Origin of the sequence: Candidatus Chlorohelix sp., assembly GCF_037138995.1 — a bacterium.
Classification (GTDB): Bacteria; Chloroflexota; Chloroflexia; order Chloroheliales; family Chloroheliaceae; genus Chlorohelix.
On record NZ_JBAXHI010000007.1, the window covers coordinates 46,410 to 61,165 of the forward strand.

Sequence of the window (14,756 nt, forward strand, 5' to 3'; positions counted from 1 at the left end):
TATGAACTTGCTTGAAAAAGTCGGTCAACGTTTCATGCTATCCTTCGATGGTACTGAATTGACCCCAACTTTGCGGGCTTGGCTCTTGGAATGTCGCCCCGGCGGGGTTATTTTATTCGGGCGCAATATAAAAAGCATCGAGCAAGTAAACACACTTACTGCAAATTTGCAAGATTTAGCCGCCCGCAATGGGTTGCCGCCTTTCATTATTGCGTTGGATGAGGAGGGCGGGAGAGTTAGCCGCATGAGCGCGGATGGCTCATCGTGGATTGCGCCAAGCCAGATGGCACAAGCTGCCGCTGGTATTGAAGCGGTACGTGCCTCTGCCAAAGTAACGGCACGCCGCTTGCAACGCATGGGCATTAACCTCAATTTTGCGCCTGTTGCAGATATAAATAATAATCCCCACAACCCGGTTATCGGTATCCGCAGTTACGGTAGCGACCCTGCTATAGTGGCAGAACTGGTGGCATGTGCAATAGCAGAGTATAACGCAGTGGGGGTTGGCAGTTGTGTAAAACATTTTCCGGGTCATGGCGATACAGGCGTGGATAGTCACTTTGGCTTGCCGGTTATTTCTCACACGCGCGAACGCTTGGACGCGGTAGAGCTTGTACCTTTTCGCCGCGCTTTTGCCGCTAATGTACCCGCTTTGATGACTGCTCATGTTATGTTTCCGGCTTTGGAACAGGCTGTTCCGGTTACGTTAAGCCGGAAATTTCTGACCGAACTTTTACGTGAAGAGCTTGGATTCGGCGGGTTGGTTTTTACCGATGCGCTGGATATGAAAGCGATTGCCGAACGCTATACCCCCGCCGAATCAGCCCTTGCGACTTTGCGAGCGGGCGCTGATGTCGTTTTGCCGTGTTTTACTATGGAAATTCAACGCGCTGCCATTCGCCAAACGGTGAGAGCTGCTTCTGAAAATGCTTTTGAACTTGAGGAAGGCTTGCAACGGGTATTGTCTTTCAAAGAGCGTTTTTGCAAGCCTGTGAGTAGGGCTTACTCGCTGGAAGACCTGAATCAGGAGGCGATAGACGCTCAAACTATCCTTGTGGTGGCACGAAAGAGTTTGACGCTGGTTTCGATTAGAGAAGGTTTCGAGTTTGGGAAGCAAGCCGAAAGTCCGGTGGTTATAGATTTTACGCTGCCGTCTGCTTCTCCGGTTGAAGAAGGGAGACAGGCTGCTCCTTTGCTCCGAACGTTGCTTTCTGAGTACTGGGAAAACTTGCGCTATTTGACGCTACCCGCGCAACCTTCTACTGAACAGATTGCGTTGTCTTGTCAATTGGCACAGACTACCGACAACCTGACGCTACTTGTTCGCAATGCGACAAGGAATGAGTCACAAGTGCGGGCATTGCAAGAGTTAGTCAAAATTCAGCCTAACACGGTGGCAGTAGCAGTTAGAGACCCTTACGACCTGACTTTGGCAAAGGGCGCGGCATCTCTCGCTACGTATGGCGACCCTCCCTGCTCGGTCAGGGCATTGGCAGAGGTCTTGCTTGGCAAGCTAAAGCCTACAGGTAAGTTGCCAGTGCGGTTAGAGGAAGTGTAATGCAAGAATTTTCAATCAGCGGTCAACTTTGGACAGAAAAGGGCTTTTGTGACGGGAGGCTCACAATCTCCGGCAATAAAATTCAGGGCTGTGAGTATGGAGAGGGTTTGAGCGCAGATTATTCTTTTCCCAACAGCTATGTTTGCCCCGGCTTAATTGATTTGCAAATAAATGGTGGGCTTGGTTATGATTTCACCCGGCAGCCGAATAGCGTGGGAGAAGTAGCTAAAGCCTTACCACGTTGGGGTGTTACTGCCTTTCTGCCTACCTATATAACTGCCCCGCTTGAAACCTATCTTGAGGCTTTGAATTGGCTTAAAGCCAATGCTGCAACTACAAGAGGAGCAATCCCACTCGGCGCACATATTGAAGGTCCCTTTCTTAATCCCCGCTACAAGGGAGCGCACGAAGAAAGTTTTTTGCGGCAACCTTCGCTGGAGGAAGTCCGCCGTTTATGGGCATGTGGCGGCGATAACCTGAAGCTGATGACCCTTGCGCCAGAATTAGTAGGAGCGTTGGAAGTGTCAGGCTGGTTGAATGAAAAAGGGATAATAGTGTCGGCAGGGCATACCGCCGCAACTTATGAAGAAGGTCAAGCGGCTTTTAAGGCAGGTATCCGTATGGTTACACACCTGTTCAATGCCATGCCGTCCTTACACCATCGCAAACCGGGCATCGCGGGAGCAACGCTGTTATCGAAAGATACTTTTTGCGGAATAATAGTAGATGGAATCCATCTGCATCACGGTATTGTCAATTTGGCATATCGTTTGAAGGGCGCGGCAAATATTATATTGGTGACGGATGCGATGGCGGGTATGGGTATGCCTCCGGGTAAATATGTGTTGGGTGGTCAGGAAGTGATAGTAACGGACAAAACGGCAAGGCTGGCTGATTTTGCCGGAACTCTTGCCGGTAGCATTTTGACTTTGAACCAAGCTGTAGCCAATATGATTAGCTATAGCGGGTGTAGCGTTGCCGAAGCGGTGGGAATGGCTTCCCTGAATCCGGCGCGTTTACTTGGTATTGATAAGCGCAAGGGGCGACTTGAAGCAAACTATGATGCGGATATAGCGGTTTTCCAGCCTGACAGCTTTGAGGCGCAAATGACGCTGGTGGGTGGGAATATTTTGTATTGACTCTCCTAATCCTGATAGAACACAATCGGTTAATGGCGCAACTTCTTAAAGTTCACGCTGCTTCATAATATCGCTTACTTCGGCAACGAGCGGGTCGAGATTGCCTTCCAACGCGCTAATTACGCCGCGGCGGTCTTTTTCGCTTCGGTTTTGACTTAGCTTATACTTACCTTCCAGCCGAGTAATTTCGATTTCAATGCCTACAATCCCTTTGACCATATTCTGCATATAATCTTCAGGTAAATCCATTGCCCATGGGTGTGGGTAATGCTGTTCGTGTTTGTGAACAAGTGAATCGAGCATTGGATGTAAGTTGTCATAGCCTTCAAGCAGGCGGGGTATTCCGTAAGCGTGAATTGCCACGTAATTCCACGTTGGTACGCTTGGATGTGCCTCGTACCATGAAGGCGAGATGTAAGCATGGGGACCTTGAAAAATCACCAACGCTTCTACGCCTTCGTTAAACTCTTGCCATTGCGGATTGGCGCGGGCGATATGCGCCCGAAGCATGCCATAAGTACCCTTTGTTTCATCCAACATAAACGGAATATGGGTAGCCTGAATCGCACCTTCATTTGTATTTATAAGGGTGGCGAAATTAAAGCGACGCATCATTGCGTGCAGTTCGGGTAAGTCATTTTCTTCAAAGGATTTTGGTATATACATCCAGTTATTCTCCTGAAAAAAGAATGCCCCTTTCCAGACAACGGAAAAGGGCGCATTCAAGGAATTTAGAACTAGTAATAGATTTTGCCGAAGCGTTTGAAAGCAGATTCTTCAAGGGCAGCACGGTTATTCGGATGTGAAATATCTATCAGCAATCGGGCGCGTTGCCTTAAGTTCTTGCAATAAAGGTCGGCTACACCGTATTCGGTGACAATGTATTGGACATGAGCGCGGGTAGTTACCACGCCTGCGCCTTCCTTGAGGAATGGTACAATTCTGGATTCACCCTTGCTGGTGACTGAAGGTAGAGCAATAATGGGTTTGCCACCTTGTGATAACATTGCGCCCCGCATGAAGTCCATTTGACCGCCAACCCCAGAGTACATATACGTGCCGATTGAGTCGGCGCAAACTTGCCCGGTAAAATCCACTTCCAAGGCACTGTTAATCGCGGTAACTTTGGGGTTACGCCGAATTACATGAGTATCGTTAATGTAGGCAATATCGAGCATTGCCACCTGCGGGTTATCATCCACGAAATCATAGAGACGGCGGGTTCCCATTACAAAACCTGCCACAATTTTACCGGGATGGGTTACTTTGTCTTCTCCGGTTATCACGCCTCTTTCCACCAAATCAATTACGCCATCTGAAAACATTTCAGTATGCACACCCAAACGTTGGTGGTGCGTGAGCGAAATTAAAACGGCATCCGGAATTGCGCCGATACCCATTTGCAAGGTTGCTCCATCTTCGACCAATTCAGCTATATGCCGTCCGATGGCGCTTTCTTCATCGGTAAGAATTGGACGTGTATGCTCGTGGAGCGGGTCATCGCATTCTACCATTGCATCAAATTCACTGAAATGAACCAAACCGTCACCGTGCGTTCGGGGCATATTTCGATTTACCTGAGCAATTACATGCTTAGCGGTTTGAACAGCCGCGCGAGTGCTTTCCACCGAGATACCCAAAGAACAGAAGCCATGTTTATCTGGCGGGGAAACCTGTACCATTGCCACATCTAAAGGTAGAATATTGCGGCGGAATAGATTAGGCACTTCACTTAGAAACACGGGGGTATAGTCAGCCTGACCTGACTCAACTGCTTTACGCATATTTGGTCCCACAAAAAGGGCATTAGTGTGAAAGCTTTCGGCTAATTCGGGGGCTGCATACGGTGCGGTTCCTTCGGTGTGAAGGTGAATTATTTCGACACCTTTTAATTCCGGCGCTCTAGCGGTCATTGCATCTATCAAGCGTTGAGGCGCTGCCGAGATTGAATGAATATAAACCCTGTCTCTAGATTTGATTACTTTTACCGCTTCTTCAAAAGAAACGTAGCTATACATAAAGGCTCAAACTCCTGCAAAATAGATTTATTACAAAAAATAACGGTAACTTTTACAGTATAGCAAAAAAGGGCGATTAATTATTGCGTGCTAATGCCTATATACAGGGCGATTTTGAGCTTGCTGGTACCTCAGAAATTTTACAGATTGCCGACAGGTTGTATGCGCCAATTGTAAAACACATTATTCTATGAATCATACTGCACTATATCAAAATCGGGGACAGCTATTTACCGATTGTGATTTACTGCCAAGAGAAAGGACTTCGTATCCAAACTCGTTCCAATCCTTAATAGAACTTACAAATTTAATTGTTATGTTAAGTTTGTCCATGCCTCTGGTCAAATAAGAGGGTATTAGGAACTCACTATCGCGCCATTCACCGCCCTTGATGGTCAAACGGTCTTGCCACAACCCCGCTGAAATCCCGTTTACCAGCACCTCTGCCACTTGATTTCCTGTGCCAACATCGGTATGTCGTCTCAATAAAATTGCCTTTGCTTCGGGCTTGACCTCTACGTTAAAAGAACTCTGCCCAGTGAAGGCAACTCCCTCAAAAGTGCGTAAAGTAACCCTTTGGTCACCCGGATACGGCAAAGTGCGTGAACCTAGAAAAGTACGACCTTGCACCTTATAATCGTGCGCTTTCTCATCCTCGCTATTTCCAAGAGTTAGCGTATCTGTAATAGCAGAAGGAGAATCGGTTACGCCATACCAGAAAGCAACCGCTCGGCGGTCGGTAGCAGCAACATCATTTACCGGACCGATTTCAAAACCTGCATTAAGGCTATTCTGAAAATTAATCGAATCGGAAATTAGCCAGCGATACCAACTCATATCGCGGTCAGGCTCTCCGTTATTGTTCAGGCTGTTGGTGGTTGTACCGGATAGTGGCGAAACCCAGAATGAGTTTGGCTCATACGCCATATTGAAAAAGTCTTCTGTGCCTGTTCCGTTAATCTGAGGCGAACGACTGCCATCAATATAGAATCTCTCATCTCCCTCCCACCAACTATCCTTATCGCCTGTCAAGGCGGTACTCATTACCACCCCTACCAGTTGCCCGCGCCCTTTGATACTCAATAATTGCCAGTCGGTGCCGAGCGTGGTTTTAGGAGTATTGCGATAAGTGGCATGGAAAGAGCCGCTCGTATCCTTCTGGTAAATATTTGTGCCTGAACTTAACTCAAAAGCAACCACCAATGGGTTAGCGGTTGAATTTACCAGTTGTATAGTGGCATTTTTCCAGTAGGGCATTGGGAAATAATTATACCATAGCCCTTTTTCCGGCATTCCTGCCATCAAGGAACTAAAAGGGAGTAAGCTCATACCTCCGCCAAAGAAAAAACCAACCGGAACTTCAACTGAGGGTTCAGGCTCATCATCCCAAAAAATCTGGATTTTCAGATTTAGCAACACATCTGCATTTATACGGTCTGGACGCAAAGCAATTGCCGAGATTGAACCCGGACTTAGGTCTGAAAATAACGCGACTGGCTTACCATCATTTAACAACTTTTTCTGCCCGGAAACTGTTCTCTGTGCCTTTGGTTCTTTCGGGTCACTACCGCTATTTCCCCAAATACGGCGCACCTCACTCAGATTTTCTTTACCGCTATACGCGCTTACTCCCAGATTAGAGGCATATTTCTTGACATAAAAATGATAATAACCGGGTACATTTTGCAAGGTCACTTTAACCGATTTTAGAAAACCTATCGGATAATTATTAAAAAAAGTGGATTTGCAGCGAACACAGCCATTAGCGTTGCCAACTGCTGCTGAGAAACTCAAAGGTTCAGAAAAGGGCGCGGTTGTGCCATCAAAGAAACTGGCAACGGGAATATCAATTAGCGGCTTTGTAGTGCCATCGAAATAGAAACGGATGTTGCCGCCGGGCAATCCCCCACCCGGTAAGCTGGTCATCCACGAATTATAAATATAGCCTGAACCTTGTTCATCCAAAATAACATATTCGCCGTTGGGGTCACGGTCGAGGAAATTAAAGGCATCCACATTGCCCCCGGTAGGGTCAACACTGGAAATCTCTTTAACTGTGCTATCTTCCTGAAAATTCGGCAGCCCTTCGAAATCGGTTAACGCTGCTACCCCGCGTGAGCCATCTCCTTTTAGCAATCCCGCTATACTGTTCGTCAATTGCAACAGAGACGGTTCAACGCAAGTATCCGTTGATTTTTGTTCAGGTAGTAGCAATGGTGGCAAGATAAGCTGGAATATCAAAATTACAGCCACCATAAAATTTAGCAAGCGCGTCCCCCTTATTCCAAGTGTTTGATTACGAGGCGCAACACCTCATCACGCCCATGCCCCTCATTCATAAGAATGGTGAAATGGTTAGTTCCGTTAATATCTACTGTTTTACCGCCACCCTGAATATTTTGCGCCATCTTTGCGCTGCCCTCAGCAGTTAGGATAAAGCCAGCTTTTCCGCTGTCAAGCAAACCATCGGTAGCGCGTAGAATCAGGGTTGGGGCTTCGATATGGGTATGCAGCGCGGAAAGATACTTTTCCATATTATTGAGGTTGTGCTGCTCCTCCATTATGGCTTCTTTCTCGCATTTTGGAGTCACGGTTCCATCTGGATTTTGCTTTACATCGTAGGTATAGTAATTCTCCACAGAATCGTTCCAAATTGGAAAGTAAGGAGAAACCTTGAACATAGAAATATACGCTTCAAGCGAAGGGAAAGTTTTACCGAGGCGCTCCAGCGAACGAGCGATTGCTTGCCATGTGTCAGGTGGCAAAGGTGCGCCACCGTCCAGTAAAATCAGTCGGCGTACTCTTTCAGGATAGTGTGCGCTAAAATACACGCCAATAGCAGCGCCTAAAGAATGTCCTAATACGTTAGCTTGTTCTATATTGAAATAATCCAACAAAGCGCGAAGGTCAAAGCTATGGGTGGTAAGGTCATAACCGTTGGCAGGTTTGCTGCTTTCGCCTCTACCTCTCAAATCGTAGGCGATAAAACGATAGCCAGAAGCTGCTAACTTTTCGGCAAAGGCATTCCACCCTATCAGATTAGCAGTAATACCATGTACCCCCACAATTGTTTTTTCAGGGGAAGCATCTTCGGGACCCCAATCGGCATAAGCTAATTTGATTCCGGGCTGCGAACCGGATGCGAACCCGTTACGCGGCTTGATTGCTGTTCTTTTAATCGTCATTTCTCTTCAAATCCTCTACATCGAGTATGCAATAAATAGTTTCTGAGAATAACATTTTGTATTTTACCTCAAAATGGGCGTACGTGAAAATAGAAAAAAAAGACATCTGTATGGTTACAGATGCCGTTTGTGCTCGCATTATTTGTGTGAGGAAAATTTTACAGGAGAATATAAACTTAGAGGGTTATTTCTACAATCACGTCGTTTGCGACTGTATCGAGAGCAATTTGATGGGGCTTCATTGCCGAATTTTTTTCTCTCTTGCTTTATATTACGCTTGCATTATCCTAAATGTTACAATTGCAGGAGTGAAAAGACTATTTCTTATATAACTCTAATTAAGCGAGGCACAGCCAGTTCAATTTTTTATAGGAGTAAAAGCCTCAGAATATTTCCCTAACCAAGATTTCGTAACCGCGAGAATCTGATGCGCCCTGCCGTAAGGAGATTTGATTTGTATTTTGGCTGGGTCAGTATGATATAATAATCAAACTCTGAGTACCGGGTTGTTGGTAATAGAAAGTAAACTCCAATTTTGGACAATCTTATTCAACTTGATAGAGGTATAGTGGCAAAACGCCAACAAGCCCAAGCAGCGGCGCGTATCGGGGCTGCATTTGTTGCGGCTGTGCGCGTCGGGGCAATTGACCCCCTCAAGGATATGTTGTTACCGGGTAGCTCTGCGGCAATGCAACTAGAGATTTTCGGGGCAACTTTGTTCAGAATTGCGCTACGTCTCGATAATCCCTGTGAGCAAGGGCAACTTGCTCCTGTCGAGTTTGAAATGCAGGGCAATACCAGTTTGCTAGAGCTTGGCATATCTCCGGGCGCTACTTTAGCGGCAAGTTTGTTTTTGCAGAATCAACCATCCGGGGCATGGTTGATTCTGGAGGTTTTGCCCGGTACTCCCGGTGCGCCCCTCAACCCGAATGAATCTGCCGATTGCGCTGTGCTGAATTATTATCAGGGTTACGCCTCTCTGCCGCTTCTAGAAGGAAATCTCGACCCGGTAGAGCGTTTTTTTTTGAAAGAGATGCAAGGGCGTGAAGGGCTTTTTAATCTGGATGAATTGCTCAACGCTTTTCGCTTGTGGCGCGATTTTCGCAAAAAGTCGGGGAGTGTGCTGAAAGGAAGCTCGGCAAGCTATGCCGCAGCGGTTGAATACTTGATAAGCTTGTTTGACCGCTTTCAGGTTGAGGGCGCAACGGTGGCGAAACGCTATTCCACCACTGTTTCTGCCATGCAAGGACGCGCCCGATTAATAGCGCATGCTCTCAATGCTACCCAATTTGATGACCGCTATTCGATTCATTCTGACCCGATAGCGCATTATCGCCAAGTGTTTGAGGACATCGGCGGACGCTTTAACCAGCATGAGATGGAGAAAGCGGCGCAAAAATACGCTGGGGTTTTTAATACTGTAGAGGTATCACCTGATGATACTGATTTCTTTGGACCAACCGACCGTTAACCACGATTTTGCAACTTCGCAATTGAATCGAAGTTTGTCTTTATAAATTTGAGGGGAAGATTGATGGAAATGGATACCAATTCCGGCAATGCTGTCGGGCTAACACGCGAGCCTTTGCGCGATAGCTTTGGACGCTATATCCACAATGTGCGTATTAGCGTTACCGACCGCTGCAACTTTCGCTGCGTCTATTGTATGCCCGCTGAGGGGCTGGAATGGCTCAAGCGCGAACAAATTCTAAGCTTCGAGGAGATTGAACGCCTTACCCGCTTGCTGGTGAGTATGGGGGTAAACCAAGTACGCCTCACTGGAGGCGAGCCATTGGTTCGTAAGGATTTACCACTGCTGATTTCTCGCCTAAGTAAAATTGAGGGTTTGAAAAGCCTGAGCCTTACCACTAACGGGGTATTGCTCAAAGATATGGCTAAAGACCTCGCTGAAGCCGGTTTGACCAGAATAAATGTTAGCTGCGACAGCCTTATCCGTGACAAGTTCCATCAAATTACGCGCCGGGATGATTTGCAACGGGTGTTGGAAGGGTTGGAAGAACTGGAAAAATACCCGACTATTACCCCCATCAAGGTAAATGCGGTAGCGATGCGCGGCTTTACTGAGGAAGAAGTTGTTCCATTCGCGCTACTGGCACGCCGCAAGCCTTATTCAATTCGCTTCATTGAGTTTATGCCGCTGGACGCTGACCAGCTTTGGGAGCGTGAAATGGTGCTGACCGGAGATGAGCTTAAAGCTATCATCGAGCGTGAGGTCGGCAAGTTGATAAAAATCCCTAGCGATGACCTTGCCGAAACTGCTACCAAATATCGCTTCTGGGACGGTAAGGGCGAACTCGGCTTTATAAGTCCGGTGTCGCATCCTTTCTGCCGCTACTGTGACCGCATCCGTATGACTGCCGAGGGCAAGATGCTAACCTGCTTGTTCGGTCATATTGAAACCGACCTCAAAGCGGTTATACGTAGCGGGGCGAGCGATGAAGTATTGGCAGAAACTATCCGCCGCGCCGTCTTACAGAAAGAGCTAAAGCATTTCATCAATGACGGTGAAGCCTTCCAGCGTACCAAACGCAACATGTCACAAATCGGGGGGTAATCCGGTTATTATTATTTGCTCTTATAAAGTTCGCGATATACCGCATAGTTGGTATAGACGATTCTTACGTACTGGCGAGTTTCCCCGTAGGTGATACCATCTACGAACAGGTCGAAATCTTTTTCGGGCGGGTTTGCCTTTAACCAATCTCCCACATTGCTGGGACCCGCATTGTAGCCGGCGAGCGCGGCATAAGGGTTGCCGTTGAAATTATCCAACTGCCGATTGAGGAAAAAAGCCCCAAAGCGGATTGCGGTATAGGGTTGGTATAAATCTTCTAAGCTGAAATCGCTAATGCCTAATGCTGAGGCAATCCCACGCCCAGTAGCGGGTATCACCTGAGATAAACCGCGTGCTTCTGCCCCCGAAGTAGCGGTCGGGTCAAATGCGCTCTCCTGCTTGATAAGTCCTGCCAACAAAAGAGGGTCAAAGCTATATTGCCCTGAGAACTCAAGGATAATATCCTGAAAGTCCAACGGATAGATTAATTTTTGCAGTAGAGTCGGGGAGCTGCGTAAGCCTGTGGCAGGGTTTTGCTTCTGGTATAGCGCGAATACTTCCTTAGCGGCAAGAATGGATTGGCTATACTGACGATTGTCATTGAAAAGCAGCGACAGACAATATAATTCGAGGGGCTTACCTAAAAAACGAGCCTGCGCTTCCATCGCTTCCCGATTAGCTTGCTCAGTTTTTCCTAGTCGGGTTAATTCTATCATTCGTTTTATGCCGCTATCTTCCCTTACAGCTTTGAGCGCAGCATCTAGCGAAGGACTAGAGGGAGTAGCCATATTTGGGGTTGTTTTTGTTGCCCAACCGGACAACCAAGATTCCAATTCCTTGCGTTCTCGCTCAAAATCGGCTGCAAATTTTAGCGGGTTAAAAACTGCCGGATGGGTTTCGGGAGTGGCTTTTACAGGTGCAAGGGGATTAACTCCAGCAAGTATTTCAGCCGCACGTACTGAAAAATAGTCATCAGCTTTCGTATCTGCCAATTTTTGGTAAAGGGGACGCGCTTTATCGGGTGCTTGTGCGCTATATGCCTCTGCCACCCTAAAAAGGGCTTCTCTGCCACTGGCTGTATTGCTATTAAATAATTTCGTAGCCGATTCCAACGCGCCATCTGCTCCATCTTTTTGCAAAATCAGACTAAACCTACTGAATTGTGCCTCTACTCCATAGCGTGAACTGCCTGAGAGCTTGGCAAACTCGGTAATTGCTTCATCCGCTTTGTTTTGCTGGCGTAGCAACATTGCCAGTTGCCATTGTGCATCTTCTCCAGCCTCATTAGAGGGGAAACGGGCGGCAAGTTGTTTGTATTCGCTAATTGCTCTATCCGGGTTGTTCAGTCGCTCATAGCTAACCGCTTCCCAGTACCATGCGCGGGCGAATCGCACTTGCTCAGACGCTGCAATGCCGGGAGGAATTGCTGAAATGGGCTGTGTTGAGGCAGAGCGTTTCAGGAACTTATCCAAAATAACGAGCGTATTTGTATAATCGCCTTTTCTGTAAGCGTTATAACCCTTGAAATAATCATCCATACCGGAGTCATCCCGGTCAATTAATATTTGCAAGGCATTTCCGGCTGCGCTAGTTCCAAAATACTGGTCAATCACTACCCGATAAGCGGTGTTAGCTTGCTCTATCATTTTGGCTTTATCGTATGCCGCCCCGATTTTAAATGCCACATCGGCGCGATAGCTTTGCACTTTCGCAAAATCAAGAATACGTTTGTAGTATGTTACCGCTTCTTCAGCTTTACCTTGCGCCGCGTAGTAATCGCCATTTTTCTCAAGCACCTGAGCTTGTAATAGGTTCGAGCTACTTCCCCTTAAATCCGCCGCTTTTTTGTAACTATCCAGCATTTCTGCTTGCTTGCCACCTTTAACATAGGCTTCGGCGATAGAGTAGTTTACATAACCTTCGATTATTTTGGCATTTTCCTTACCTTCCGCCAAATACCGTTGATAAGAAGCAATTGCCTGTTCCCACTGTCCCAGATTCGCCTGTGCTTCACCAATGCCAAAGAAAGCCAGATAACGGCGGGGGTCGCTTGGAAACTCAAGCTGAAATTTGAGGTAATCATCTATTGCTTCTTTGTATTTTCCCAACTGGGATTCTGCTAGTGCAAGCCCAAACCGTGCAGCGCCTGTGCCTGTACCGTTAGGATAGCTTTGTAGCACGAAACGATAGCGTGAAACTGACTCGCTATACTGCCCGTTGTAATATGACACATCGGCTATAGCTACCAGTCGCGCCGAGTCGTCTTGTGGTTGTGAAGCTTTGGGGGAAGTATAATCATCCGAAGAAGGATTTTGTGAAGGATTTGCGCCAGCTGTATTAGTGGTTATGCGTTTTTGTCCACCTTGTTGCCCAAGTTGGAAGCCTAGCCAAATTGAACCAGCGCTTATCAAGATTATAACACCGCCTAGCAGCAACCAAATTATAGTTCGCTGTGACGAAGGTTTGCCCGATTTCACCATTATGCACGAGGTCTGGAATTAATTATCAATTCCAGAAACTCATCTGCTTGCTCTAAAGTCAGTTCGTAGGTCATTTTTCCATAGCGCCGCTGACTGCGTTTGTCCACAATATCTGGTGCAATGTTATGACGGGTTCTGGCTTCATTGTAAATCTGTTTTACAGCTAGACCGGTTTGAAAATCCTGCACATTATTTAACCTGTCCTCAATCGCTGGATCAATTAATTGAGGTCCTCCTATGAATCCCGGTTTACGGAGTATTGGCACGTCTTGCTCATTTTCAAGCGGTATAGCTTCAAGCTCATCGTTACGGGGAACGGAGCGTAAACGAGGGGTTTCTTCCCGAATTAATCGCACCTCTCCTAAGCGGGGTTTCTCCGGTTCATAGGTTTCTTCCGGTTCTTCCTCTTCGCTAAGAAGTTCTAGCGGCAATTCGATGGAAGCTGGCTCGTCCGCTTCGTCATAATCCTCGGCATTATCACCGGGTAACGTAATTGGCGCATATTCAAGCGGTGGGTCAAAATCGGTGGCATATTCCAGCCCAAAACCGAGAATTGAAAGCGCCCTTGATAATGCTAGGTTTTCAGCAGCAATAAGATAGGATAAATCGTTCCGATTGTCTTCAATAACGGATTCTGCGCCCCACCCCGTAGCTACCGCTCCATTGGGCAGTTTAATTTCAGCTTGGAAAATCGCCATCCCGCTATCTCGGCTAATCAACTGAGTACGGATTTCTGCTTGCGGTTGCTCATTTCTAAGCCACGCAAGCTGCCATTTTAGCGGTAAATACTGGCTATTACCGCGTGGCTGTAGATACTGAATAGGGTCAAATTCTGTTTTGTTGCCGGTACGATTGCCGCCGGTTGAAGCCATTTTTCCCACCGAATCCTGAAAATTTTAGGTAAATAATAGTTCAAGTAGCCGAATTTTACCACAAATTACCAAGTTATTCCTGCTTTATCAACTCCATAACTTGCTCAAATAACCAACCGTTGGTGGAAATCCCGCATTGCCCGTAAATTGTGGCTACTCCCTTGTAATCGGTAAAAGTTCCACCTGCTTCTCGCAAAATCGGTAACAGTGCGGCACAATCCCAGATAGAAAGCTCAGGGTCAAGCATTATTTCGGCGCGTCCGGTTGCAACCAGCATATGAGCGTAGCAATCGCCCCATCCCCTGAAATTTTTAACGCGCTGCCTGACCCGCCAGAAAGAATCATCGGGAGTTGCGGGGATGTTACCAGCCAGCAGCATGGCTTCATCCAAACGCTTTACCTCAGATACTTTGGTGAGCCTACCGTTGAAGAAACAACCCAATCCTTTCGCGGCGTACACAATTTCATTTATGGCGGGCATATTTACTACCCCCAACACAGCCTCTCCCTCAATTTCCAGCCCCATCATCACTCCATAAAGAGGCACCCCGTGTATGAATGAAACGGTGCCATCAATAGGGTCAAGAATCCAGCGATAGCTTGCACCTGCGTTGATTTCGCCAAATTCTTCACCTAGAATGCCGTGGTCTGGAAAACGGTCTTTGATAAGGCGGCGCAACATTTTTTCAGATTCGCGATCAGCTATGGTAACGGGGGAAGTATCGGCTTTAGTCTCAATTTCAAGATTAGTTTTAAAATAGTGACTAGTAATATCTCCTGCCTGTTTTGATGCCCAAACAGCAAATTCAAGGATGCTTTTCAGATTCTGCATGCTTCACTCTCCACGCTCTATTAATAACTATTATGATGTTTGTAATCTACCGGGAAATAGTAATAAATGCAAATTTGCAAAATTTAGCATATAAAAA

General features: G+C 46.9%; 11 protein-coding genes. 4 read left to right on the plus strand and 7 right to left on the minus strand.

What is annotated here, in order from left to right; translation table 11 throughout:
- The first annotated feature begins 1 nt into the window (after window position 1).
- Window positions 2-1,558, plus strand: a complete 1,557-nt coding sequence (nagZ, locus tag WCK19_RS05170) for a beta-N-acetylhexosaminidase (RefSeq protein WP_342396300.1) — start codon at window positions 2-4, stop codon at window positions 1,556-1,558.
- Window positions 1,558-2,697 carry an N-acetylglucosamine-6-phosphate deacetylase gene (gene nagA / locus WCK19_RS05175; RefSeq protein ID WP_342396301.1) on the plus strand — a complete coding sequence of 380 codons (1,140 nt, stop codon included), beginning with the start codon at window positions 1,558-1,560 and terminating at the stop codon, window positions 2,695-2,697. The genes nagZ and nagA overlap by 1 nt, the downstream gene beginning before the upstream one ends.
- A gap of 45 nt (window positions 2,698-2,742) precedes the next feature.
- On the opposite strand, the gene WCK19_RS05180 is transcribed toward nagA, so the two are convergent.
- From WCK19_RS05180 to WCK19_RS05195, 4 genes are all read right to left on the minus strand, one after another.
- The gene (locus WCK19_RS05180) at window positions 2,743-3,363 is read right to left on the minus strand and encodes an FMN-binding negative transcriptional regulator (RefSeq protein ID WP_342396302.1); all 621 of its coding nucleotides are present in this window, start codon (window positions 3,361-3,363) and stop codon (window positions 2,743-2,745) included.
- 71 nt (window positions 3,364-3,434) lie between these two features.
- The gene (locus tag WCK19_RS05185) at window positions 3,435-4,715 is read right to left on the minus strand and encodes an acetyl-CoA hydrolase/transferase C-terminal domain-containing protein (protein ID WP_342396303.1); all 1,281 of its coding nucleotides are present in this window, start codon (window positions 4,713-4,715) and stop codon (window positions 3,435-3,437) included.
- 210 nt (window positions 4,716-4,925) lie between these two features.
- On the minus strand, window positions 4,926-6,983 hold the full coding sequence (locus WCK19_RS05190) for a glycoside hydrolase family 172 protein (RefSeq protein WP_342396304.1): 2,058 nt from the start codon (window positions 6,981-6,983) through the stop codon (window positions 4,926-4,928).
- Between the two features lie 11 nt (window positions 6,984-6,994).
- Window positions 6,995-7,900 carry an alpha/beta hydrolase gene (locus tag WCK19_RS05195; protein ID WP_342396305.1) on the minus strand — a complete coding sequence of 302 codons (906 nt, stop codon included), beginning with the start codon at window positions 7,898-7,900 and terminating at the stop codon, window positions 6,995-6,997.
- A 535-nt stretch (window positions 7,901-8,435) separates the two neighbouring features.
- Between WCK19_RS05195 and WCK19_RS05200 the strand changes: the two genes are divergently transcribed.
- Window positions 8,436-9,371, plus strand: a complete 936-nt coding sequence (locus tag WCK19_RS05200; protein WP_342396306.1) for a hypothetical protein — start codon at window positions 8,436-8,438, stop codon at window positions 9,369-9,371.
- 63 nt (window positions 9,372-9,434) lie between these two features.
- Window positions 9,435-10,475, plus strand: coding sequence for a GTP 3',8-cyclase MoaA (gene moaA / locus WCK19_RS05205; protein WP_342396307.1), 1,041 nt, complete (start codon window positions 9,435-9,437; stop codon window positions 10,473-10,475).
- Between the two features lie 11 nt (window positions 10,476-10,486).
- Here moaA and WCK19_RS05210 read toward each other — a convergent pair whose 3' ends face one another.
- The 3 genes from WCK19_RS05210 to WCK19_RS05220 all read right to left on the minus strand — a co-directional run bounded on the left by WCK19_RS05210 (window position 10,487) and on the right by WCK19_RS05220 (window position 14,659).
- Entirely contained in the window at window positions 10,487-12,886 is a 2,400-nt protein-coding gene (locus WCK19_RS05210; RefSeq protein WP_342396308.1) for a tetratricopeptide repeat protein, read from the minus strand.
- Between the two features lie 68 nt (window positions 12,887-12,954).
- A complete protein-coding gene (locus WCK19_RS05215; protein ID WP_342396309.1) occupies window positions 12,955-13,827 on the minus strand; it encodes a hypothetical protein in 873 nt (290 codons plus the stop codon).
- Window positions 13,828-13,900: 73 nt separating this feature from the next.
- A complete protein-coding gene (locus tag WCK19_RS05220) occupies window positions 13,901-14,659 on the minus strand; it encodes an inositol monophosphatase family protein (protein WP_342396310.1) in 759 nt (252 codons plus the stop codon).
- Window positions 14,660-14,756 lie beyond the last annotated feature (97 nt).